This is a genomic window from Empedobacter sp. UBA5924 (genome assembly GCF_002431085.1).
In the GTDB taxonomy this organism is placed as follows: Bacteria; Bacteroidota; Bacteroidia; order Flavobacteriales; family Weeksellaceae; genus Empedobacter; species Empedobacter falsenii_B.
The window spans coordinates 1-23,670 of sequence record NZ_DJDM01000028.1 but is presented as its reverse complement, the minus strand read 5'-3'; the positions used below and the strand labels follow the sequence as shown (position 1 = coordinate 23,670).

The following is a 23,670-nucleotide window of genomic DNA, read 5'->3' as shown; positions in this document are numbered from 1 at the left end:
AGGCTCGGATGGCGGAATTGGTAGACGCGCACGACTCAAACTCGTGTTCCTTTGGAGTGTGGGTTCGATTCCCACTCCGAGTACTATAAAAGGTTGTTAATTATTTGATTTTCAACCTTTTTTGTTATATGGTAAAATAATAAATTACCATATTTGTTACCATTGTCATGTGTTTTTCATATGTCATGAAATAATATGAAACTAATGTAAAGATATAATTTTAAAATTATATTTATGCAAGAGTTGGTTGTTATCGAGAAAGATGTTCTCGAAAAATTAATTTTTAGAGTTGTTGATAAAGCAATTCATAATTTAATGGTAGCTAATAATAATACAGGTAAATTAAGTGTTATTACTAGTGATGATAAAAGTGTATTTGATCCAGAGAAGCATTATACTACTAAGGAGGTCGCTAAATTGTTTGATAGAACAGTAAGGTGTATTTACAATTGGTGTAAAGATGGTACGTTTAAAAAACGTAAATTCAAAGGAGAATTATACTTTGTCAAAGAGGAGGTTCATTCATTGTTCAATCAAATTTGTGAATAATGAATATAGGTTTTTTAAAATTTTATTTTACGAACCAAGACAGTGATTTGTTTTACCGATGTAAAATCACTTACAGCAATTATATCTTTATTCTTCTTCCTAAACAACAATTCAGCATTTAATATATTTTATAAAAAGTTAAGCAGGTTTTTTGAACCTGCTTTTTTTATTTTTAATATACTGTACTTTTCATCTTAAGCGTATTGTCACCAATATTGTAAGCGTAAATTGAAGAAGGAAGGAATGTAAATTTATAATCTCCAATTTCCTTTACGCCACTCTGATCGATTGATGTTACCAGCGCGCTTGTAAATTGATTCGCTTCACAAAATTGAATTAGACTTGCCAACTCTTGTGGTTTATCAAAATATCTGTTACTCCATTTAATTTCCACGCCCCACAATGGTTTGAATTTTTTATCATCAAGTAAAACCAGATCAACTTCTCCTTCTTTGCGGTCTTTCCATCGTGCATAAGTAAGGTCAAGATTTTCACGGTGCATCCACTGAGATAGAATTGCGGTTTCCACCATATTTCCCATTTCAGAATCAGATTCTGTTATCGGTGAAAATAATGCTGTTCTAAGTGATGGATTTGTAAGGTAAACTTTGAAGCTTGTCACTCGTTTCATCTTCTTTGCATTGATGTCAACTTTATGTAAAACCTTTATTAAGAAAGCTGCTTCTAAGTATTCTAAATATTTTTTCAACGTGTCTTTGGTTATTCCACTGTCTTTAGACATTGCTTCGTATGAAAACTCGTTACCTGTATTGTATGCAACGTATGTAAAAAAACGATTTAACTCTTGAACATCTTTTATTCCATACAAACTTGGAAGATCTCGTAATAGAACCTTATCAACAATATCATTTTTTACATAACGTCCCATATCACTTTGGATTTTTTCAGACATAACGACTTCAGGATATCCACCAAAATTTAGATAATTGATAAATTCTCCGTTAAGAGTTTTAACATCATGTGTTAAGCAATAGGGAATACTTCGATCATTGTAGACGATAGAATCTTGATAAATAAGATGGTCTAAACCTTTTAAATGAATATATTCTTGAAATGTAAGCGGTGGCAACATAAAGTCTGTAAAACGACCTGCGCCACTTTCAGAACTATGCCATCTTAATGCCGCCGCCGCAGAGCCTGATACAATGAATTTGATATCTGGGTAACTGTCAACCAATACTTTTAAATGACGCTCCCAATCTTTTAGATATTGTATTTCATCAAAGAAAACATAACTATTATTTAGATCTTTTAATTTGAGCGCATCCTTACAAAGATTGAGTAAATCTTCAAGTCCTAAGTTGATGTAAATTGGATTGTCTATTCCGATAAAGAATATTTTCTTGGGATCAATTCCTTCCTTGATTAATTCATCAATTGTGTGGAACATCATTACTGTTTTACCAACACGTCTAGGCCCCATTAATACGACAGCTCTGCGAACATCAGTGTCTTTAACGAAAGGGTAAAATAAATCGAAATACAAACGCTTAGACATCTGCCTGTAGTTGGATGGGATCTCTTTTGTAACCCACCAAGGATTTTCGTAATGTAATCGTTCGACGATTTTTTCTGTAGGAATAACACTTAAAAAATTCATAAATCCGCTTATTTGTACAAAAATAGTAAAAATAAGCAGTCTGTAACATGCTTATTTGTGTTAAAATTGTATAAATAAGAGTTTTTTGTGAATTATAAATCTCTTATTTATTAAGAAGTAAACGACTTTTATTTAAAAATTTCTGATTTTAATATTATCTTTACCAATGTTGTGTAAATAAACATTAATATGAAAAAAATTTTGATAATATTCTATTCTTTCATTTTATTTGGCTGGTTTAGTTTAAAGTATAAAAATGATTTTGATTTTTTATCTGGAGATAATGTAATTGTAAAAATTAGTAGTTACTCTTATAGTATGATTGAAGACTTTTTAAATGAATTTCTGAGTAAGTATAATTTTAGCCTTCATCCTTTATTAATTGTGGGAATTATATTTTCATTAATTTTTCTAATTATTACTATAAAAAATAAGATTAATGATTCAACTAATGATTCGTCAGATTCGGCTATGGCTTTTCTAATGCATGAAACATATACTAGAAGTCCTGAGTATAAAGAACAGCAGCGTCAAAAAAAGCGTCAAAAAATCAAAAGACATTCTGAAAAAAAACAAATTGGTTGACTGGTGAGACATACACTCAACATTTTGAAGATGGTGAAAAAGTAGGGGTTTACAAGAAAGAAAAAAAATGGTTTTCTGGAGAAGAGTATATACAACATTATGATAATGATGGAAACGTTAATGGTAAATCGAAAGCTAAAAAAAATTGGTTAACTGGGGAAGAATTTACTCAACATTATGATGAACAAGGTGAAAAAACAGGGAAATCTAAAATAGGATCCTCGTTATTTTCTAGTAATGATAAATTAAATCACAAACTTGATGATTCATATAATGGAGAGTATACACATCATTGGGAAAGTGATGATATTGAAGATATTTCAGATGAGATTAATGATGATGACCGTGATAATGAAACAAGAAGGTTATTTGACGAATTAATTGAAATTAAAAAAAAGAAAAACAAAAAATAAATAAAAAAACCTCAACATGATGAATGTTGAGGTTTTTAATTTATTCTAACTCTTGATTTATTTCTTTGAAGTTAGCTAGTGCAGCTTCAATAGTTTCTACAATTTCTAAAGCCAGAATATCTGGATCTGGTAAATTATCTAAATCCGTTAAGGATTGATCTTTAATCCAGAAAATATCCAAAGATGTTTTATCACGAGTGACAATTTCATCATAGCTGTATTTACGCCATCTACCATCAGGGTTACCTTCTGACCATGTTTCTTTACGTTTGTTGATATTGGATGCATTATAAAGCTTTACAAACTCATTTAGATCGTTTTCTGTTAATGGTTTCTTCTTTAATGTATGATGAACATTGGTACGGTAATCATAAATCCAAATATCTTTCGTCCATGGATCTTTAGATGCAGGTTTGTTGTTAAAGAACAAAACATTTGCTTTAACACCATTAGCATAAAAGATACCAGTTGGTAAACGAAGAATCGTATGTAGTTCAGTTGATTTTAATAACTGCTTACGGATTTCTTCACCTGCACCACCTTCAAACAAAACGTTGTCTGGTAATACAACAGCTGCTTCACCATTGATCTTCATTAACGATTTAATATGTTGTAAGAAGTTTAACTGTTTGTTGGATGTAGTTTCCCAGAAATCTTGACGATTATAGTTCATGTCGTCGCGTTCAACTTCACCGTCTTCATTGGTTACAGTATAAGAACTTTTCTTCCCAAAAGGAGGATTAGCTAAAACATAATCATAAGTCTTAGAGTCAGTAGCGATTAAGGCATCAGAAGACTTTATAAGCGGTTCTCCATCGATTTCTCCAATACCATGAAGGTACAGATTCATTAAGCACATACGTCGTGTATTTGCCACGATTTCGTTCCCATGAAAAGTTTCGTCTTTTAGGAATTTTTTCTCGTCACGATCTAAAGAATGATTCTTCGTGATATATTCATAAGCTGAAAGGAAAAAACCACCAGAACCACAAGCGGGATCGATGATTGTTTTCATTGGTTTAGGTTGTACACACTTTACCATTGTATTAATTAATGGACGTGGAGTGAAGTATTGTCCCGCACCAGATTTTGTATCTTCAGCATTCTTTTCTAATAATCCTTCATAGATCTTACCTTTAATATCAGACCCTATCATCGCCCAATTTTCTTGGTCGATTAGATGAATGATTCGTAATAATTTTGCTGGATCCTGAACTTTGTTTTGGCTCTTGGCATAAATCTGTCCTAACATACCTTTCTCTGTAGAAAGTGTACGTAACAACTGAACATAAAACGCTTCTAATTCTGCACCATTTTTGTTCGTTAAACTTTCCCAGTTGCAAATATCACCACCATCAATTTCTTTTCCCTCTATATCTTTTATACGAGGTAGTTCAATATTCTTTGAGTATGGTGGCTTATTTAACTCATCTACCATCTTAAGGAATAGTAGATAAGTGATTTGTTCTAAGTAATCTCCGTAACCAACACCATCGTCGCGCATAACGTTGGCAAGGTTCCATATTTTAGATATAATTGCTGATTCTGTCATTTTTTAAATTGTAAAGATTGTACTAATTCTTTCTTTTAACCATTTAGCTCTTTTGTTGATACTATCTTCATCCCATTGAGAATTATTTTCTAAAACAGCTTTTGTTATTTCAAATGATGTTTTACCATCAATACCTTTACCGCTGTAAATTTCTTGCTTATCAACGAAATTACGATTACTTGCTCTGATGTTTTTTGTTCCAGAAAGTAATGTTAGATTACCTAATGAGTTTAATAATTTTTGAGCTTTAGAAGATTCGAAGTAATCTTTCCAGTTTAATTCTTCTTTATTCCATTCTTGGGGAAGTATGTGCTCTGTATGTAATTCTCTTGTTATTGGAATGTATTCACGATCATCTTGTTCATAATACTCAACGGCTAATAAAATAGCTTTATGCCAATTGATAAAATAAAGATTTTCATTATCTAAGAACTTTTCAAAGTTTTCGTATTTGTTAAGGTTCTCGATAACCATAGATTTAATTTCGCTAACATCCTTATCAGACTTGATAGCCTTTAAAATATTGAATGATGTTTGCTTGATACGGTTTAATGTACCACCCGCAATCCAACTTTGATAATAATATTTTCTAAGAATTGTTTTTAGCTCATCATATTGTTTGTAATTAGTATGAATTGCAGTTGCTAAAATTGTTTTCCAGTAAATACTATGGTTAACGTATCTAAGCAACGAAATGTCTTTGTCTTTAGTTTCATTATTGATTTCTGAAAGCACCAACGCATATTTTTCAATATCTAAAATTATTTGCTGTGGACTCTGACCTTTGAATTGTTCTTTCAGCTCATCTTGTAGAGCTTTACGAGGATTTTCAGCCTTCAAATAATATAAATAAAGGTTGAAAATACTTTGTACGGTCTCGCCCGAATGTTTAGCTGTAGTTTCAATTCTTTTCCATACTTCAATAAAACTATTTCTTCGAGTTTCGTCTAAGTTTTGTAACAAGTGAGCTTTTATGATATCTGCTGGTGTTAAATCTAATCCACGATCATTTAAAACAGAGAATAATTTGATCGCAAAACCTTCGTCAAAACAAACGATTCGAATCAAAGTAACATTATTAAAGAAATAGTCAATAAATGCATTGAAATCACTAATATGGTACTCATCAGAGGGATTTTGGGATTGTTCAATTAGCTCTTTGAAATAATAAGCATTCTGTAAAAAACGGTTGTTTACTATCTCTTTTTTTAGGGATCTAAAGTTAATTCCGTTAATCACTGATTCTTCAAAATTAGCTTGATTATTTAAATGTGTTGTTAAGATTAAACGATCTTTTTCTTCGATGTCATCTTTGATACAAGCATTAATTAATGCTTTATATTTTGGAGAGATATCTAAGCCAAGATCTCGTAATGTACAGAATAAAATTGTTAGAGTAGTTAATCTTTGCTGTCCATCAACAACTTCATATTCATTATCCTTTTTAACCACCACGACAGAGCCTAAAAAGTAATTAGAATCTAAGTTAGGATCATTTTGATTATTACGAAATGCTTCAACAATGTCATACCATAATTGTTCTACACGCTCCTTATCCCATGAATACGGACGTTGGTAGATTGGCATATTGTAGAATGCATCAGTATCTCTAAATATTTGTTGTATTGTTTTATTATCTGGTTTGAAAATATCTTTTGCTTCTCCCATATTTAAGTTATTCAGTAGTTTTCTTTTTAGTAGTTTTTATCTTCGCTGGCTTATTTGCTTCTTTCTCTGCTTTTATTTTGTCCAACAACACCGATGCTGGTTCGTAATCAGGTTCTTGTTTACAAGCTGTAATTTCTTCTTCGGTAAGTAAAGTTCCATCAAAGGCTTTTTTTAAAATAGATTGGCGTAAGGCTTCTGCTTGTGTTAAACTCTTTTTTATTTGCTGCTCCACCGCATCACAAACCGATAAACGAGATTCGATTTCTTTAACGATTTGGACTTGTTCTTGAATACTTGGGATAGGTATTGCTATTTCTTTCAATTCATTCATACCAACCATATTTGGCATTGCTGTACCTAATGATTTTTCAAAAATTAATCTTTGAAATATTTCACTACGAAACATAATAATAAAATACTTATGCAGTATAATTTTTTCGTTCAATGATATTTTTAGCAATGCCTGATTTATAACACCGAAATCTGCATTTTCAGGCAAGTGGCAAATCCTTCCTAGTGTAGCTCCTGAACAACTTATTATTAAGTCGTTTGGTCCAGCAGTAAATCCTTTTAATTCTTCATATTTTTCATTAGAAATAAAATATCTATGTCTAAAAGGTTCATCGTTAATGGCATGTCCTTGTTCATATACAGGAATACCTTCCTCAATAAAAAATTCTTTCTTCAATGCACTTCCAAAAGGCCCTCTCTTTAGAGAAGTTTTATTTGGTTGTACAATGGCTTTTATTGCGAAAAAATTCCATCTATTAGGTATATTAAAACCTGAAGAACCATTAACATAATCTGGAAAATAATTTCCTTTTGCAATATTTTTATTTTTTAATGCCTCATCTATAATTGTTTTCAATCCCTCTTTCAACTCCTCAGCAGTCGGTAAATCTGTCTGCTTCTCTCTCCATTCTTTCGTCAATTCCCCCTCAAACGCTTTTTTCAAAACGGCTTGGCGGTAGATTTTGAGTTGGTCTTGTGCTTTTTTAAGGTCGGCAATTCCCGAATCCAAACTCGAAAACAAGGCTTCTATCTTTTTGACGATGGCACGTTGTTCGGGAAGGGGTGGGAGTGGGAAATCCATTGGTTTTATATTAGTAAAGCTCAAAGCTTGCATAGTTGCCCCTTTTGAATCCAAATTTTTCCTGAAAAAATCAGATTTAAAAAAGTTGATTGCATATTTATTGAATATACCACTATAAGGAATAATCCGAAACAAATTATTTGCTATTGCTCCTCTCTTACCTGTACATACAAATCCTACTGTTCCATATCTAACCATAGATATGTCTTCCTCTATCACATTATGTACACCATTTATAAAATTAACATATCTAGGAGGTTCATTTTCTTGAGTAAAATCAATTATTCTAAGAAACCTAATTCCACCATCAAAATTATTTTCATATTGCTCTTCTTTTGGAACTTGAATTCCTTGAGCAAATTCAAATAAATCCCCCAATTTACATTCTACCCAATCTGCTCTCATTATGTGAACCTTGCTTAATTTTTTTTATTTCTTGCTTAATGATACGGATACCTTTATTTAAGCGATTTTTATGTATTAAATTAACCTTGCTTAATTTATGATTAATCTTACTTAACTATTTTTTTTGAATTGATATTTAGCATTTTTATCTCTCAATTTAGTACTGATACGTTCCACCATATTATCATCAATCATTTTATTAAGATAAGTACGAACTGTGTTCTCATTAATCTGTACATAAGAAACTAATTCATCTAATGTAGAGCTACTGTTTACAAACAGATATAAAAGTATTTTTCTTTGAGTTTCGTTAAAGTTTGCCCATTCTCTTTCGATATGTTCCATTAGACCATCTTGAATAGTTTTAGAATGTAAACTAACTTTGTTGCGTAATACTAAATATACATTTCCATTTTTTTCTGAATATTCAGGTACGGATAACATTGATTTTTCCATCGATTCATAGATACGTGCAACGCCTTCATTAAGTTGGCGTACGTATCCCATATCCTCCAATACTCTTGCTAATCTTGGGTTACGTGCAAATCGTTCAGTTTTAATATTATCAATATTAACTTGAGCAGGCAAAGGTCCACTGTTGCTAATTTCTAGACGGTTGTCAAAATGTTTTATATATACTGAGTTACCCTGTACATTGTATGATCTGTGACATAGAGCATTTACTATTGCTTCAAGCCATGCATCTTCAGGATATTCTGGAACTTTGATAAATCTTCCAGTTTCTATATCTAAAAAGTAATAATCTTTGAAAGATACGTTTAAGAATTTTTTTATAACATCAATTAATCGTGGAACATTAGTCTCAAATCGTTCGTCTTTTACAACATTATGACTAGTGCCTGTTAAAGCTTCTGTACCTTCGTACCTAATATAGCGAACAGATGCTGTGGGAATATATTTCTCAGGATCTTGAGCAAAAAGTAATATAGCTGCATTTTTAAAGTGATAAAATTCATCCTTTTTAATGGCTAGATGTCGTTTAACTAAGAGATCAAATAACTCACCCTGATAATTTAATTTTGCTTTATATTCCTCTAATAAATCTAGATCAAAATCATTAGTGTCAAAATCATGAACCAACTCTTCTTCGAAGCGACGAATAGACTTATCGTATTCAAGTTTCTTTATATGATCTCTATCTAGAATTCTATTGGAATCATGCACTCTAAGAAATACGTTATCATTATCTTTTCTAGAAAATACACGTTCCAAATCTTGTTCAACATGATATAAGAAAATTAAATTCCCATCAATTTCGATTTCTTCTAATTTTATATTACATGGAGGTTGTACAAAGTCAAAAATTAATTTTCGATAATCATCTAATTTATCATCTAAACTTTTTAAGTCTTGGATTTCACCATCATCAGTTACTCCGAAAGCTAGTGTTCCCCCATCAGCATTAAGCATACCAATAAGTTCTTCTGCTATTTTGGTAGGTTTTATGTCTTTCTCGCCTAATCCCTTTCTTTCAAAATATTGATTTTCTTTTTGGGTTTCTAGATACGATAAAGTTATTATTGTATTTACTTCTGAAATAGGATTGCTCATATTTTCTTGCTTAATGAGTTTATAATCTTGCTTATTTTTTTAAATACCCTATATATTAAGGGTTTATGTGTTGTTTTTAATCTTGCTTAAGAATTGATAAATCTTGCTTAAAAGTAATTTATGCTGCTAAAGCTTCATTTAATTCGTTAATAATATCTTGCATTTGGTCGCCAAATAGTTGGTACATTTTACCACGTCCACCTTGTGCATCAAAAGGTGTATAGTCCAAATCATCCATTTCAATGTGATAAGAAGAAACAATGTGTTCCTTTATTAAACGTAACCAATCCATTTGTTCTGTTGTAAAACGATTGTGTTGCCCTGCATTCTGTGCAAAGATCCATTTTTTAAAGTTTTCGTCTACGGTTTTATCATAAGGTTTTAAAACCTCATCAATACCACAAACTTTACGGACTAAGGATACTAAGGAAGTTAATTCGTCTTGTGGTGAATTAGTTTCTGTAGCACCAATCGTTTTGTATGCGTCCCAAATGTAAGCTGGTGCAAAAGTAGGTTTTTCTAAACGGATTTTCTCCATCAATTCCTTTAGCATTTTAAAGGTAATTTCTCTTCTTCGGTAGGGTTGGTTAAAATAGATGTTTAACGCGGTTATTTCGTCTTTATGGGTATTTAAATAGCTTTCAAAATCTTGTATTAAATCATTCGCTTTATCAACTGTCGTGGTGTCCCATTCAGAAATTGTAACTGTATCTAAATTGATATGATCGATAATTTGATCGTGTTGTTGACGAATCTTTTCGATGTATTCATTTACTTCTCCAGTAAAGGTATAAGAAGCAATCTTTGTTAGCTCTTGTTGCACTTTTTCACGAGCGTTTGTCCATTGTTGAGGTGTTTGTTCGGCTTTAGGAATTGCATCCATTATTTGGCTTGTTTTCTCCTCAATTTTATCTTCATCAAAAGCTTGGATTAATTCACCAGCAATTTGTTTGATTCCTTTACCATTGGTTAACTCTGTCAATCGTACTTGTTCAGCTGGAGTTAGTTGTTTCTCTAAACGTAACAAACGATTGGCAAGTGATAAATAAGTATCTTCTTCCTTAACTCCTATCTGTACAGCACCCAATAAATCTTTTAACGGAACCGATGGTTTACGCTCTAATGGTCTACTGTCTGTCTTTTTAGATTTAGTTGCACCAACTGCATCAACAATCACGAAATGAGTTTTAGCACGAGCATTTTTACTCACTAATTGTAATTTATCTGGATCGATAATACGTGTTCCACGTCCTTTCATCTGTTCGAAGTAATTGGTACTTTTTACATCTCGCATAAATAACAAAACTTCCAATGGACGGATATCCGTTCCAGTAGCAATCATATCGACTGTAACTGCGATACGAGGGTTATAATCATTTCTGAATCGATTTAAGACTGATTTAGGATCTTCATCAATTTTGTAAGTTATTTTCTTACAAAAATCATTTCCTTCACCAAACTCTTCACGAATGGTTCTGATGATATCATCTGCGTGGGAATCTGTCTTAGCAAAGATCAAAGTTTTAGGAACTTCGTATTCACTATCCTTCCAACGATCTGGATAAATAGTGGCTTCTAAGGCTTTTTTAAATTCTTTGATGATTGTTCGGATCTGGGATGGATTAACAACATCACGATCAAGATTATTGCTCTTATAATTGATATCTTCATCTATTTGTTCCCAACGTTTTTTACGAGTTAATTTCTCACGTTTCGTAACATCCCATCCAGATTTTATCTGTGAACCTTCTTTAGAGATTTCAGTTTCTATTGTGTATATCTCGTGCGGAACGTTAACACCATCAATAACTGATGCTTCGTAAGTATATTCACTTACAACATTCTCATCAAAGAATCCAAACGTACGTTTATCTGGAGTTGCAGTTAGGCCAATTAAAAATCCATCAAAGTAATCCAATACTTGTTTCCAAAGGTTGTAGATGGATCTGTGGCATTCATCGATGATAATAAAATCAAATTGTTCAATTGGTACTTTAGCATTGTACTCCACAGGAATTCCATCCTTCTTAGCTAATTTATTTTGTAGCCAAGATGAGGTTTCATTCGGGTTATCACTCTCCGCACTTTCGCTTAATTCTTCCCCTTGAAGTATGGAATACATACGTTGGATTGTACTAATACAAACTTGTGCTTCGTTAGCAATATAGGATGATGATAAACGATGAACGTTGTATAATTCAGTAAACTTTCTATTATCATCCTGCGGTTGAAAAGCTCTAAATTCCTGTTCAGCTTGTTCTCCAAGGTTTTTGGTGTCGACCAGAAATAAAATTCTTTTCGCTTTTGCAAATTTTAGTAATCGATAAACAAATGTAGCCGCAGTATAGGTTTTTCCAGCGCCTGTAGCCATTTGGATCAAGGCCTTAGGTTTGTTTTGCTTAAAGGATTTTTCCAGATTACGGATTGCGACTATCTGGGCTGGTCGAAGTCCATTTTCCTCCAACGCTGGAATAGCTTGTAAACGACCTCGTAACGATTGATCATTATTTATCCAGTCTAATAATGTTTCTGGTTGGTGAAAGTGAAACACTTCTCGACTACGAGGTTTAGGATCTCGGTAATCTGTAAAGGTTGTGATAGCACCAGTGCTTTCATAAACAAATGGGATAGCTTCAGAACCTTTAAAATATTTTAATTGAGCATCAGCATAACCTTTGGATTGTTCTTCGTGTAATGTAAGTCGATGTCCTTCTGTTTCTTTCTTAGCTTCAATAACACCAACTGGTTTTTGATTAACAAAAAGAACATAATCAGCAGGACCAACAGATGTCTGGTATTCTCTTATAGCAACACCTGTAGCTTCATTAAAATTAATCTTATCTTTAGATTGTACGGCCCAACCAGCTTGACGTAACATTTCATCTATATGATCACGAGCAATCTGTTCTGGGTTTTGGTTAAGTTCAGTCATTGTGTTAAATTCTATCGTAAATATACCAAAAAAGTTAAGTACTTGGAAATTACCATACCGCAAAAGTGTTCAACTTAAAAATTTCAATACGTGATATATAGATCTTAACACTATAGTGAAACCCAGTTAATAAGAGTGTTTTAAGTAAGCTCATAATTATATTTAAGAATTCAAAATAATTACCTATCAATTATTTATGTTAAGTAAATTAATAAAATTAATAAATCTGGAAAAGAATTGATTTATGTAGCATTTAAGCTTTTTTTTACAGTTAGAAAATTAGGAACTACACCACCTAATTTATCTACACCTTTACCTATATATTGTCGGTTAGCGAAATCAGAAATCATTTCCTCGACGTAAATAATTGATTTCTGGCATCCAAATGAATCGGTGTAAACTTCATTTGATATATAAAAATTATTAAATAATATATCTTCGATCTTATTTCTAATATCTCTAATTGTCAGATTACCGCGATCAAGACCAAGATGTAAATGAAAATGATTGACAGATTTTTCTTCTTGTTCAACTACAAAATAAAGATCCATATTTAGTTCATTAAATATTGTTCTGGCGATGAAATCATTGTATTTGTAATCATAAATACTAAATTTAGCGATGTCGTCAGATTTGATGTTTATTGATATATTAGTGTTGTAGGGATTTTGTATTTCTCTTTTTACTTCGGAATTATTTTTTTCAGAAATAGGTTTTGATACAGTTTTTTTCGGAGCTCTTTTCCTTTGAAATTTTTCAAGAAAATTTAAATCTATCAAATACTCGTTTATATTTTTAGAATTTTTATTGAATTTTACAGAAGGATCACTAACGGAAAATAATTCTTTTGCTCTTCTTTTTACTTGTCTTAAACCTAGATCTATTAATCCATTTTGTATTAAATACTTTATATTTTTATAATGTTTCATATTAAAATAAGCTCTGCTAAACGGGCATAATGCGCCCAAAGCTCTATTAATATGTACCAAGCAAAATCTAAAAAGTCAAGTTTTGATTAAAATAAAAAGAAAAATAATTCATAATAAATTGATTTTCAATGAAATATTTTTTAAAAATTATTATCTAAAATCATATTATGATGAGCTAGTAATTCTTATGTCCTATTAAAAATAAAAGGATATTCAAATTGAAATTTTGAAAGAATATTTCTCAAGAACAAAAAAAATAAAAAAATAATTGATACACTCGGTAGTCAATTTTCCGGCAGAAGTAGGGGGGGGATATTTAAGGGGATACGCAGGTACCCCCTACCTGTGTTAATATATTTCAGCTAAACGTTCTTTAACATTATTTGCTCTGGTATGATTAGAAGTTTTTATATATCTCTCCAACATTGTAGTATTAGTATGCCCGCTTATAGCAAGTAAATCTACTAATGTTACCCCAGCATGTTGTGAAGCATTTGTTAAGAATGATCTTCTACATGTATGAGAAGTTACAAGTTCCCATTTTGGGTAATCATCAACAATTTTTCGTTTCTTCTTATTTTTCCCTTTCCCAATTATAATAGATTTAGAACCTCTAACTATTTCATCAATTCCAGCTTCTTTACATATCAATTTGATGTATTCATTATACTTAACATCAGAAATCTTTCGCGGTAATTTCCCTCTATTTTTAACTAATATTTTTCGAATAGGGTTGAAAATAGGAATAACGATTTCTTTTTTTGTTTTTACAGTTGTAAGTTCAATAAATTCTTTTTGAAAATGGTCAGAGTTTAGCTGGAATAGATCTGAAATTCTTAACGCAGAAAATAACTGAATAATAAACCAATCTTTTGCGTTATCCATGTATGAGCCACAAGGGAAATTAGTCTTAAGAATTTTGTCTATATCATTTTCGTTAAGGTATATCGAAATGCTATCTTCTGGTGAGTAAGTAAAAGTTCCGTGAATAAAATCTTGACTGACTTCTATTTTTTTTTGCATTGCAAATCTGAGAATAGCTTTCAGTTTATTGATATTTGTGTCAATAGTACCAGAACCAAGCTTTTGTTGTGATTCCTGAAAATAGACGAATTTATCAAAAATGTTAAGATCTATATCTCTTAGTTTTATATCAACTGTTTTATTATAAATGTTAAATTGTTTCCAACATTTAATCATAGTTGTATATCCCTTAATTGTGTTTTGCGAAAGATTTTTGCCGTTCTTAGCTTGTCCTTCAATTTTTTTATTGGTGGAGATATAATGGTTATAATAGTCTATAAAGTATGGTTCATCATCAATTTTGTCTTTATTTTGATTAGGATTCTCAAAACCAAAAAAATCGTAATATTTTTCACGCAACCATTTTGAAGTAAGCTTGTTGTTCTTTATTTCTGGAGAGTATATTTCCTCCTGAATAAATTGAGAGAATAGAATTACTGAATTGTTTACTTCTAATGATTTTTTGTAATCTTTTTCAGTTCTTTTATATCTAAAAGATTGACTAAAATTATCCCACTTGTTAAGGTCTAATACAATATGATTTAATGTTATTTTGATGTCAACATTATTGGCATGTCGAATTCTATATACCAACTTACTTCCAGATTTAGCTTCCTGAACTTTAAATTTTCCAATTACTATCATAATTAAATTTTTATGTTAAATTTTGAAGAGTAAGAAATCAAAAAAATTACCATATTTATTACCATGATAATCTTTTCAACAGCTTTCATATTGTTTCATATTAATTCATGACAAATCAAGAATTCCTTTATGACAAAGGATTATAAAGGAGTACGTTTGTCAGTGAAATTTTAATTAGGACCTCTAATTTTCTTAAAGAATGTTCCCACTCCGAGTACTAAGCAAAAGCTCGAAACATTAGTTTCGAGCTTTTTTTATTTACATTCTCCTTCTTGTATAATTTTTACTTCAAATTTTCGGGCTCTATCATCTATAAAAGTAGCTTCATTTTTATAAAACTCAGGAAGTTTGTAATGTGTATTATCCAGCCAACCACCATTTGGCCAATCAATTTTATGTAAATAATTATTTTTCGCAGTTATAGTTAATCGATATGTCTTGGTTGATTTGTTCGTTATAACCTTGACATTCGCACAATATTTTCCATCTTCAATGTGATCATTTATGTTGTGAAAATCTGAAGATGACGAACAACTATAAATGATAGTAAAGCAAAAAAGTAAAACTATATTTTTCATAATCTTTCTATTTAATCTTCGCTTAACAATCTAATGATATTCTGTTAAGCTTTGAGTTTTATTTACTGTATACATTTGCAGTAACAAAATCCTCATGTGTTAATTTATATCATTTCTCAAAATTACTTCTCTTTTCGGGAAGTTTTTTTGTTTTTACATAAAAAGTACAAGACTAACCGCCATTACAAACATACCGATTACAATTCCGTAAGTTGATAATTTTTTTCCAGCGTATTCGTTTGCCGTCGGAATTAATTCATTGATCGAAATATAAACCATCATCCCTGCGACGCTCGCGAAAATTGCCCCGAAAATTGATTCATCAAAAAATTGTAACAATACAAAATAGCCAATTAATGCGCCAATAGGTTCTGTTAATCCTGATAAAAAAGAGTATAGAAATGCTTTTTTTCTATTTTTTGTAGCGTAATAAATAGGGATTGCAACAGCAATTCCTTCTGGAATATTATGAATGGCGATGGCAGATGCAATAGAAATTCCGTAAGTTGGATTTTCTAATGCTGACAAAAAAGTTGCTAATCCTTCAGGGAAATTATGAATTGATAAAGCTAAAGCAGAAAACAAACCTAAACGCAATAATTTCTGATCGTTTGTCTCTGTTTTATTTTCATCGCAATGATGATGAGGCAATATTTTATCGATTAAAATGATGATTAAAATTCCTGCAAAAAATCCCAATAATGTATAAGTGTAACCTAATTTTTCTCCAAAAACACTTAATAATGATAATTTAGCTTTTGTTAAAATTTCTACAAAAGAGACATAAAGCATTACACCAGCAGAAATTCCCAACATTACGCCTAAGAATTTTGGATTGAATTTTTTGTACAATAAACATAAAAGACTTCCTATTCCAGTGCTGATTCCGGCAAGAAAGGTTAAACTAAAAGCAAATATTAGCGGATTTGAAAACATTAATTTTAATAAATAAGTTAGATTAATCTAACAAATATAATCTTTTCATTGTTTTGAATCAAGATAAATTAAGAAACTAACAAATTTCAATGTAATTTATCAGTTGTTGTAAATTATGAAAAGGATAAACTTATTTTTGTTGTATTAGTTTTTATTCAGATGGAACTTTTAGATGAAAATATTCAAAGCGATGTGTATCGCTCAATGCTCGAAATGATTGCCAAATTGGGATTATCGAGTTATTCTACTACAATAATGACAACAATTGTTCTGTCAATTTTGTTAGTTATTATATTATATGCGATCGATTTTTTATTACGAAAAGTGTTATTACTCGTTTTAACCAACTTTATTGCAAAAAGTAAAACCAAGATTGATGATTTATTGATCAAGAATAGAGTTTTGCAATTTGCAACACATATTGTTCCTGTAATTGTCGCCAAAGAAGCGATTCCGCTTATCTTCAAAGGATTTCCGAATTGGATCAAAATTGCGATGCAAATTACAGATGTTGCATTGGTAATTGCTGTTGGGTTGTTGTTTAATGCAATTTTTAAATCGTTCAGGGATTTTCTTCGAGGTAATAAATCTTTTTCGGATAAACCAATTGATAGTTATCTGCAAGTGATGAATATTTTAGTTTTCTTTGTTTGCGGAATCCTAATTTTTTCGATTGCGACAGGAAAATCGCCTATTACATTTTTGGTTTCTTTGGGAGCGGCTTCGGCGGTTTTGATGTTGGTTTTTAAAGATTCGATATTAGGTTTTGTGGCAAGTATTCAGGTTTCGATGAATGATATGGTGCGCGTGGGTGATTGGATTGAGATGACGAAATATGGCGCAGATGGAACAGTTACCGAAATTAATTTAGGAACGGTAAAAGTTCAGAATTTTGATAAAACAATTACAACAATTCCGACGTATGCCTTAGTTTCAGATTCGTTTCGTAATTATCGCGGTATGCAAAATGCAGGTGGAAGACGCATTAAACGTTCAATAAATATTAAAATGAATTCGATTCGATTTTTGACAGAAGATGAAATTGAAGAATTGAAAAAAATCCGAATGTTACATGATTTTATTGTAGATAGAACGAATGAAATCAATCAATATAATGTATCGAATAAAGTTGATCCAACGATTTTGGCGAATGGAAGACGAATGACGAATATTGGTCTTTTTCGACAATATATCAAGACATATACCTATAATAGTCCAAAAATTAGAACAGATTTGATGTTCGAGGTTCGACAACTTCAACCAACCGAACACGGTTTACCAATTGAACTATTTATGTTTACGAATACAACAGTTTGGAACGAATATGAAGTGATTATGGCTGATATTTTCGATCATATTATTGCGGTTGTTCCATATTTTCATTTAGAGATTTTCGAGTCACCTTCTTCGGATGATATGCGTGTAATTGCTGAAGCATTGAAAAGAAATAATTAACAAAGAAGCTGAACATTATTGTTCAGCTTCTTTGTTTTCGCTCGGTTTTTCCATCAAATTAACCATCAAATTTTTTAGTTTTTGATACATAAAAGAAGTTAATAAGATTAAAATTCCTAAAACAATAAAAGATATTATTCTGAAAATATTGCTCATTTCCCAAACATCAACGAAATATAATTTTAGAATAATCAATCCAAATAATATAATTCCAACAATAGGAAAACCTTTCAGTTGTTTTCTTAATCCGAAATAAATCAATACAAATCCTAAAACTGCCCAAATAATTGGCAATAATATCATTCGGAAAATATCGGCTTGATGCGAAAAATTAGATGAACTTTCGTCGAGTGTTATTAACATAAAACCATTGTATTTCTCGAAACTAATCACATAAACCAAGACAAACATGCTGATGATTTGTTTTGCTTTGGAGCTTTGGAAATCGCTACTTTTTACAACTAAATAAATAATGTAAGCGGTCGGAATGAGATAACTCAAATAAAGAAAATAACTACCGATGTTGTAATTTGTTTTGCTTGGTAACAACGGAATTTCGGCAAACATTGGTAAAAATAGAATGCAGAAAGCTGCAGAAATTTGTAAAATAAGTTGCAAAGCATTTCCTAAGTTTAGTTTTTCGCGCAGCGCTAAAACAAAAGCAATAAAGAATAATGTATAAATCAATACATAACTTACAATCATCATAAAGTTGAAATAAGGTTCGATTTGGTAAATTAATTCGAACAAAATTCCTGTGTACATCAATAAAAGAGATGTTGAGATGAAAATAAATTTGGAATGATTGAGCTTAAAACCTAAAAATTGTTCTTCGGTTTCGAAATCTTTCATCAAATATATATTCGCAATAGAACAAATCAACGCAATAAAACTTGTGATGAAAACGTGATTGAAAATTACGGCTAAATGTTTTTCAGTATCGATATAATCAAACCAATTGACGCATAAAGCAATCAATAAAAAAGGAAACATGGCAATGAAAAAGACTTTGAAAATGTTTTCTTTACTTTTTTTCCAAAGAAATAGTAACAAGGTTGATTCAATCGCGAAACAAATCGAAACGACATTTGCTTTAAATTGTAATGCAATTGCAGTTGTGATAAGCGCAATGCTCAAACCGATTAAGGTATTTTGTAATAAATTATTTTTAGATGTTTTGTAGATGTAAAATGCACCGAAAGCGTTTATCAATCCAAATAAGAAAGCCATCAAACCATTATTATTTCCAACAATAAAATAATAAACCGAAGAAATTAAAACGGTTGATAAAATGGTATTGAAAATTAGTAAAAGGCAATTCCAAACCGAAAATTCTCCTTTTTTGAAATAATTTAGCAAACTTGTTACTGTAAAAATAACGTAAAGCAAGCCAAAGAAAAGATATTGCGTTGAGGTTTTGGAATTGTCAATCCACGCAATACTATATATAAAGGTAAAAGCAAACGCGATAAATGAAATGATTTGCCAGTTTTTTCGCCAAGCCATGTACAGCATACTTAGATTCAAAATCGTCAAATAACCAAACAGAAATACAAAATTGCTTTCACCTGTACTAATCATCAACGGAGCGGTGAAACCACCAATAATCGAGAAAATGGCTAAAACTTGTCGATTATATAACATTGCCATCACGATAGAAAAAATCGTCACAATTGTTAATAATCCAAAAGTGGTATTCTGAGAAAGTAAATGATATTCTCGGAAGGCGATGGTTAAGGTGAAATATAAAACGGTTAATCCGCCACCGATTAAAATGGAAGAAAATATTTCAAAATTTTTCCGAATAAAATGAGCAATTCCAATAATTCCTAAACCAACTCCAATTCCAATCATCACGCGGAAAGTTTCGTTGATCCAATTTTGATCAATTGCATATTTTACGAAATAAGCAATTCCTAGAACTAAGGTTACAATCCCAAAAATCGTCAAGAAATTGTCTTTGATAAATGAAATTGCGCTGTTGAGGTTTTTATCAAAACTACTTTCAGTTACTTTTTCAGTTGTTTGTCTTGGTGGAATTTCGTCAAAAATACGTTTTGGCGTTTCGACTTTATGATAGGAAGCAACTTCTGGTTGAGGTTCAATCTTTTTCTCTTCAACTATTTTAGGTTGCTCAACAATTGGTTTTGATTCAGTTTTAATTTCTTTCGCATCCAATTGCTCTTGCAAATGTTTCAGCTTAGTTTCTTGATAATCAAGTTGTTTTTTCAGTTGCGAAACTTTATTAAACAAAATCACAATCAATACGAATATAATAATGGCAATTAAAAATTCCATAAAGTGTTTTTTAGGTAAATTGAAGTTAAGCTTTTTTTCAGAAAGCCTAAAATTTTGTTTTATACATACCAAAATCATTCTGTTTTCGTTATTCTACAAAATCTTTATTTTTGCTAAATGTTTAAAAAGCTAAGTACATTATTGTTTATCGCGCTATCGACTTCGATTTTTGCGCAAGATGGAACGCGTGTTTACGAGTTTTTGAACATTACAACTTCTCCACGTCAAGCGGCTTTGGGAGGAAATGCAGCAACTTCGTGGGATGCTGACCCCAATTCTGCTTTATGGAATCCGGCCTTGATGAACCGAGAAATGCATGGTCAATTTGGAATCAATTACGTCAATTATATTGCGGATGTAGATTTCGGAACATTTTCGACGGTTTATGAAATCGATCAAGAAAATTTTGTTTCTGTTCATGGTCAATATGTTGATTACGGAAAATTAATTGGAACTGACGAAAATGGAAATGTGACAGGGAATTTCAAAGCAAATGATGCCGCAATTACAGTTGGTTATGCACGTGTTTTGGGCGATTATTGGACAGTAGGAGCAAATTTAAAATACATTAATTCTACAATAGAATCATATAAATCCTCGGCAATTGCTGGAGATATAGGTCTTTCGTACCACGATTTCGATAAAAATATCAATGTTTCGTTGGTTGTGCGCAATATCGGTCAACAAATTCAAACGTATAATGGCAAAAAAGAAGACATGCCAACGCAAGTTAATTTGGGAATTTCTCATCGATTAGAACATGTTCCGTTAGAATTTACGTTTTCTTTGCACGATTTACAGAAGTTTGATATTTCCCAACCTTATAATAAAAACGGACAAGAAGTTTCTGCTGGAAGAAAAATGATTGATCACCTTTCGGTTGGAGCAGAATTATTTCCAGAATCAGATTTTAATATGCGTTTAGGTTATAATTTCAAACGTGGAAATGAATTAGCAGCCGAAGGAATTCGCTCTTTATCTGGTTTAACGTATGGTTTTGGAATCCGTATAAATGCTTTTCGATTCGAGTTTAGTCATGCGAATTACCACAAATCTGGAGGTTCTAATCACTTTGGTTTGATTCTTAATTTAGACCGAATTATTCAAGGTCGAGATTATTGGAGAAGTAATCCTTGGTTATAAAAACTTTTCAAACAACTATAAAATCTTATCTTTGTCTTCAATTCTATATAGATGAAAGAAAATTTAATTATTGCAATCGACGGATATTCTTCTACAGGAAAAAGTTCGATGTCAAAAATTATTGCAAAAAATCTTGGTTATACACATATTGATAGCGGTGCAATGTATCGCGCTGTGACTTTGTATGCGTTTCAACATCAGTATATTGTCGATAATAAAATTGATTTCCAAACATTAATAACCAATTTATCTGACATTAAGATAGAATTTAAACAAGATCCAACGACTCAAAAGAATCTTACCTTTTTGAATGGTGAAAATGTAGAAGCAGATATTCGTACGATGGAAGTTTCTAAAATGGTTAGTCCAATTTCTGAGATTCCTGCTGTTCGCGATTATTGTGTAGCGCTTCAACAGCAAATGGGAGAAAAAGGAGGTATTGTGATGGATGGTCGCGATATTGGGACAACAGTTTTTCCAAATGCAGATATCAAAATTTTTGTTACAGCTTCACCAGAAGTTCGTGCGCAACGTCGCTTTTTAGAATATCAACAACAAGGGAAAAATATTTTTCTGGATGAGGTGTTGAAAAATGTGAACGAAAGAGATTATATAGATTCTCATCGCGCATATTCTCCACTTCGTAAAGCAGATGACGCAATAGAAGTTGATAATTCGAACATGAATTTAGAAGAAACGGTGAATAAAGTGATGGAGATTATCAATTCTAAAAAATAGAATCCTCTGTTGCGGTTGTAAATTCTTCCAAAAATTTCATTCCTCGATAGGAGTTTCCTTTTAAGTTTAGTTTAGGACTCCAAACCGAAACAATGTAATATTTAGGCATAATTGCAACAATTCCTCCGCCAACACCACTTTTGCCAGGTAATCCAACTCGAAAAGCAAATTCGCCAGATTCATCATAGAAACCGCAAGTTTGCATAATAGCGTTGATTCTTTTTGTTTGACTAATGTTGAAAACTTGATAATCATCAAACAAGTTTTTTCCTTTATTGGCCAAAAAAGAAAAAGTTTTACTCAATTCCATACACGACATTTCAATCGAGCAGATATAAACATACAAATCTAGAACTTCGTCAGGAGAATTATGAATGTTGCCCAATGATTTGATAAAATTTGTCAAAGCTGCATTACGATAAGCGGTAGAAAATTCACTTTTTGCAATTTTATCAGAATATTGAATAGAATAATTACCAGAAACCTTTTTAATAAAATCCAAAAAATATGCTTTCGGATCATCACAAATATCAATTAAGATGTCGCAAACCACTAAAGCACCTGAATTAATAAATGGATTTCTAGGAATTCCTTTGTCAGTTTCTAATTGCAACAATGAATTAAAAGGCGTTCCCGAAGGTTCTACATCAACTCTTTCCCATATTTTCTCGCCAATTTCTCTATAAACTAAAGCCAAAAGCAACACTTTTGAAATACTTTGAATCGAGAATTTTTCTTCACAATCACCAAATCCAAATTGAAGTTGATCCGTAAACAATAAAGAAACTCCAAATTTCTTGCCGTCTATTTTAGATAATTCTGGTATATAGTTAGCTGTTTCACCTAAATTCTCTTCTTCAATTACTTTTAGGTAAATCTTATTTATTATCTCAAAATATTCTTTTTCTTTCGAAATCATCGCGCATATTATATATATAGTACGAATGTAAATCTTTTTTACACGTTAAACAAAATTAGAAGTTTATTTATTTTTTTAATTAAATGTATCCCGTTTCATGGAATTCCTCCTGAGTAGTTCCTTCAAAAGTATCCATTTTGCTTTTCTTTTTTGGAAGAAAAGTAAAACGTCAAATCATTTTCTGCGGTAAAAACGAAGTTTTAGAATCTAAAATCTAATATCTCACTTCTCACATCTAAAAAAAACAAAAAATATTTCCCATCGTACCAGCAACTTAAGGGAAGAATGTAAAATAAATGTAAAGTATGTTTGGAAGTTCGGAAAAATGGGTTGTATATTTGCAATCCCAATACGAAAGACGAGTAGTATTGAAATTGACATAAGGACTTGTATAGCGACAAAAATTATTTAAAAATAAATTTGCGAGAATCTAAATAAGTATTATCTTTGCCATCCGATTCCGAAAGGAGTTTGAGAGTGAAAGTAAGAATTGACTTATTGAAATAAAAACTTTAAAATTTATCAAAATAAATTTTGTTAGTTAAGAAAGTAAGTATTACCTTTGCAACCGCAAATATCGAGAGGTTTTGCTAAGATGAGAAGTTCATTTGAAATT

18 protein-coding genes and 1 tRNA gene are annotated in these 23,670 nt (G+C 31.3%); 7 read left to right on the top strand and 12 right to left on the bottom strand.

The features are described from left to right. The first annotated feature begins 2 nt into the window (after positions 1-2). A tRNA-Leu gene (locus tag B3792_RS07520) sits at positions 3-83 on the top strand. A 151-nt stretch (positions 84-234) separates the two neighbouring features. Next, the gene (locus B3792_RS07515; RefSeq protein WP_284583065.1) at positions 235-549 is read left to right on the top strand and encodes a helix-turn-helix domain-containing protein; all 315 of its coding nucleotides are present in this window, start codon (positions 235-237) and stop codon (positions 547-549) included. Between the two features lie 172 nt (positions 550-721). On the opposite strand, the gene B3792_RS07510 is transcribed toward B3792_RS07515, so the two are convergent. Beyond that, entirely contained in the window at positions 722-2,068 is a 1,347-nt protein-coding gene (locus B3792_RS07510; RefSeq protein ID WP_291069283.1) for an ATP-binding protein, read from the bottom strand. A gap of 291 nt (positions 2,069-2,359) precedes the next feature. On the opposite strand from B3792_RS07510, the gene B3792_RS07505 reads away from it, so the two are divergent. Beyond that, positions 2,360-2,755, top strand: a complete 396-nt coding sequence (locus B3792_RS07505) for a hypothetical protein (protein WP_291069281.1) — start codon at positions 2,360-2,362, stop codon at positions 2,753-2,755. Continuing rightward, positions 2,752-3,168, top strand: a complete 417-nt coding sequence (locus B3792_RS07500) for a hypothetical protein (RefSeq protein ID WP_291069279.1) — start codon at positions 2,752-2,754, stop codon at positions 3,166-3,168. Before B3792_RS07505 ends, B3792_RS07500 begins: the two co-directional genes overlap by 4 nt. A 40-nt stretch (positions 3,169-3,208) precedes the next feature. On the opposite strand, the gene B3792_RS07495 is transcribed toward B3792_RS07500, so the two are convergent. The 9 genes from B3792_RS07495 to zupT all read right to left on the bottom strand — a co-directional run bounded on the left by B3792_RS07495 (position 3,209) and on the right by zupT (position 16,501). Further along, on the bottom strand, positions 3,209-4,720 hold the full coding sequence (locus B3792_RS07495; RefSeq protein WP_291069277.1) for an HsdM family class I SAM-dependent methyltransferase: 1,512 nt from the start codon (positions 4,718-4,720) through the stop codon (positions 3,209-3,211). Positions 4,721-4,723: 3 nt separating this feature from the next. Continuing rightward, on the bottom strand, positions 4,724-6,388 hold the full coding sequence (locus B3792_RS07490) for a DUF262 domain-containing protein (RefSeq protein ID WP_291069275.1): 1,665 nt from the start codon (positions 6,386-6,388) through the stop codon (positions 4,724-4,726). A gap of 7 nt (positions 6,389-6,395) precedes the next feature. Further along, positions 6,396-7,886 (bottom strand): restriction endonuclease subunit S, encoded by a 1,491-nt coding sequence (locus tag B3792_RS07485; RefSeq protein WP_291069273.1) that lies wholly within the window; start codon positions 7,884-7,886, stop codon positions 6,396-6,398. 111 nt (positions 7,887-7,997) lie between these two features. Next, on the bottom strand, positions 7,998-9,458 hold the full coding sequence (locus tag B3792_RS07480) for an RNA-binding domain-containing protein (RefSeq protein WP_291069271.1): 1,461 nt from the start codon (positions 9,456-9,458) through the stop codon (positions 7,998-8,000). Positions 9,459-9,576: 118 nt separating this feature from the next. Then, positions 9,577-12,390, bottom strand: a complete 2,814-nt coding sequence (locus tag B3792_RS07475) for a type I restriction-modification enzyme R subunit C-terminal domain-containing protein (RefSeq protein WP_291069269.1) — start codon at positions 12,388-12,390, stop codon at positions 9,577-9,579. A gap of 242 nt (positions 12,391-12,632) precedes the next feature. Next, positions 12,633-13,319: a hypothetical protein gene (locus B3792_RS07470; protein WP_291069267.1), complete on the bottom strand. Its 687-nt coding sequence runs from the start codon at positions 13,317-13,319 to the stop codon at positions 12,633-12,635. A gap of 348 nt (positions 13,320-13,667) precedes the next feature. Further along, entirely contained in the window at positions 13,668-14,987 is a 1,320-nt protein-coding gene (locus B3792_RS07465; protein ID WP_291069264.1) for a phage integrase SAM-like domain-containing protein, read from the bottom strand. 254 nt (positions 14,988-15,241) lie between these two features. Continuing rightward, positions 15,242-15,565 carry a hypothetical protein gene (locus B3792_RS07460; protein WP_280037704.1) on the bottom strand — a complete coding sequence of 108 codons (324 nt, stop codon included), beginning with the start codon at positions 15,563-15,565 and terminating at the stop codon, positions 15,242-15,244. Between the two features lie 153 nt (positions 15,566-15,718). Beyond that, positions 15,719-16,501 (bottom strand): zinc transporter ZupT, encoded by a 783-nt coding sequence (gene zupT, locus B3792_RS07455; RefSeq protein WP_115002203.1) that lies wholly within the window; start codon positions 16,499-16,501, stop codon positions 15,719-15,721. A 159-nt stretch (positions 16,502-16,660) separates the two neighbouring features. Between zupT and B3792_RS07450 the strand changes: the two genes are divergently transcribed. After that, positions 16,661-17,956 carry a mechanosensitive ion channel family protein gene (locus tag B3792_RS07450; RefSeq protein WP_280046532.1) on the top strand — a complete coding sequence of 432 codons (1,296 nt, stop codon included), beginning with the start codon at positions 16,661-16,663 and terminating at the stop codon, positions 17,954-17,956. Between the two features lie 15 nt (positions 17,957-17,971). Here the strand turns inward: B3792_RS07450 and B3792_RS07445 are convergent, their stop codons facing one another. Continuing rightward, positions 17,972-20,254, bottom strand: coding sequence for a DUF2339 domain-containing protein (locus B3792_RS07445; RefSeq protein ID WP_280046533.1), 2,283 nt, complete (start codon positions 20,252-20,254; stop codon positions 17,972-17,974). 117 nt (positions 20,255-20,371) lie between these two features. Here B3792_RS07445 and porQ point away from each other — a divergent pair, with 117 nt between their 5' ends. Together porQ and cmk are read left to right on the top strand one after the other, a co-directional pair. Continuing rightward, positions 20,372-21,397, top strand: coding sequence for a type IX secretion system protein PorQ (porQ, locus tag B3792_RS07440; protein ID WP_291046386.1), 1,026 nt, complete (start codon positions 20,372-20,374; stop codon positions 21,395-21,397). Positions 21,398-21,448: 51 nt separating this feature from the next. Beyond that, a complete protein-coding gene (gene cmk, locus B3792_RS07435) occupies positions 21,449-22,135 on the top strand; it encodes a (d)CMP kinase (protein ID WP_038333142.1) in 687 nt (228 codons plus the stop codon). Here cmk and B3792_RS07430 read toward each other — a convergent pair. After that, a complete protein-coding gene (locus B3792_RS07430; RefSeq protein ID WP_125350733.1) occupies positions 22,125-23,054 on the bottom strand; it encodes a glutaminase in 930 nt (309 codons plus the stop codon). The two genes, cmk and B3792_RS07430, sit on opposite strands and share 11 nt — an antisense overlap. Positions 23,055-23,670: the final 616 nt, after the last annotated feature.

What these genes read in the sequence shown, in the direction of transcription:
- B3792_RS07515 (WP_284583065.1), top strand. Translation starts at nt 235, where the DNA reads ATGCAAGAGTTGGTTGTTATCGAGAAAGATGTTCTCGAAAAATTAATT.
- B3792_RS07510 (WP_291069283.1), bottom strand. Translation starts at nt 2,068, where the DNA reads ATGTCTAAGCGTTTGTATTTCGATTTATTTTACCCTTTCGTTAAAGAC.
- B3792_RS07505 (WP_291069281.1), top strand. Translation starts at nt 2,360, where the DNA reads ATGAAAAAAATTTTGATAATATTCTATTCTTTCATTTTATTTGGCTGG.
- B3792_RS07495 (WP_291069277.1), bottom strand. Translation starts at nt 4,720, where the DNA reads ATGACAGAATCAGCAATTATATCTAAAATATGGAACCTTGCCAACGTT.
- B3792_RS07490 (WP_291069275.1), bottom strand. Translation starts at nt 6,388, where the DNA reads ATGGGAGAAGCAAAAGATATTTTCAAACCAGATAATAAAACAATACAA.
- B3792_RS07485 (WP_291069273.1), bottom strand. Translation starts at nt 7,886, where the DNA reads ATGAGAGCAGATTGGGTAGAATGTAAATTGGGGGATTTATTTGAATTT.
- B3792_RS07480 (WP_291069271.1), bottom strand. Translation starts at nt 9,458, where the DNA reads ATGAGCAATCCTATTTCAGAAGTAAATACAATAATAACTTTATCGTAT.
- B3792_RS07475 (WP_291069269.1), bottom strand. Translation starts at nt 12,390, where the DNA reads ATGACTGAACTTAACCAAAACCCAGAACAGATTGCTCGTGATCATATA.
- B3792_RS07470 (WP_291069267.1), bottom strand. Translation starts at nt 13,319, where the DNA reads ATGAAACATTATAAAAATATAAAGTATTTAATACAAAATGGATTAATA.
- B3792_RS07465 (WP_291069264.1), bottom strand. Translation starts at nt 14,987, where the DNA reads ATGATAGTAATTGGAAAATTTAAAGTTCAGGAAGCTAAATCTGGAAGT.
- B3792_RS07460 (WP_280037704.1), bottom strand. Translation starts at nt 15,565, where the DNA reads ATGAAAAATATAGTTTTACTTTTTTGCTTTACTATCATTTATAGTTGT.
- zupT (WP_115002203.1), bottom strand. Translation starts at nt 16,501, where the DNA reads ATGTTTTCAAATCCGCTAATATTTGCTTTTAGTTTAACCTTTCTTGCC.
- B3792_RS07450 (WP_280046532.1), top strand. Translation starts at nt 16,661, where the DNA reads ATGGAACTTTTAGATGAAAATATTCAAAGCGATGTGTATCGCTCAATG.
- B3792_RS07445 (WP_280046533.1), bottom strand. Translation starts at nt 20,254, where the DNA reads ATGGAATTTTTAATTGCCATTATTATATTCGTATTGATTGTGATTTTG.
- porQ (WP_291046386.1), top strand. Translation starts at nt 20,372, where the DNA reads ATGTTTAAAAAGCTAAGTACATTATTGTTTATCGCGCTATCGACTTCG.
- cmk (WP_038333142.1), top strand. Translation starts at nt 21,449, where the DNA reads ATGAAAGAAAATTTAATTATTGCAATCGACGGATATTCTTCTACAGGA.
- B3792_RS07430 (WP_125350733.1), bottom strand. Translation starts at nt 23,054, where the DNA reads ATGATTTCGAAAGAAAAAGAATATTTTGAGATAATAAATAAGATTTAC.